Origin of the sequence: Streptomyces sp. NPDC059909, from assembly GCF_042730885.1 — a bacterium.
Classification (GTDB): domain Bacteria; phylum Actinomycetota; class Actinomycetes; order Streptomycetales; family Streptomycetaceae; genus Streptomyces.
This window is the reverse complement of record NZ_JBHWKX010000209.1, coordinates 1-535: the sequence shown is the minus strand read 5'-3', so window position 1 is coordinate 535 and position 535 is coordinate 1. Positions and strand designations below refer to the sequence as shown.

Sequence of the window (535 nt, the reverse complement as noted above, 5' to 3'; positions counted from 1 at the left end):
CCCCGATCCTTCCGCGCGCTCCTCCGCCCCACCCGGAGCGCGTGAGTGCGCCCCCACTGCCCAGCACGCCGTCCGCCAGGCGAAGGTGCTCGCCGACAACCTGCTGGCCTCGTTGCGTGGCACCGCACCGCGGCCGTACCGGCACGGCCACGCCGGATCGGTCGCCTCCCTCGGGCTGCACAAAGGGGTCGCGTACATCCACGGGCGCAAGCTGAAGGGCTACCCTGCCTGGCTCATGCACCGCGCTTACCACCTCGGGCGGCTGCCGACCTTCAACCGGAAGGCCCGTGTCCTGGCCGAATGGACCCTCTCGGGCCTCTTCAAACGCGACATCGTCTCCCTCGGCTCGCTGGAGCACCCCCGAGCGGAGTTCGAACTCGCGGCCGGGAGCAAACGCCCGAACGAGTCCTTCTGACGACCAAACGGAACCCCCTTCGAACAACAGGCGTCTGACGGAATCGACCGGGTCCGCCCGGCCGGCCGTGTGACGATGGTCGGGCTCCGGACCGCCGGGCGTCGCCCGGCCGCCACCCAC

General features: G+C 71.2%; 1 pseudogene. It reads left to right on the top strand.

The annotated features are described in order from the left end of the window. Window positions 1-415: pseudogene (locus ACFV9O_RS40250) on the top strand (NAD(P)/FAD-dependent oxidoreductase); the annotation flags it as partial. Between the last annotated feature and the right edge of the window lie 120 nt (window positions 416-535).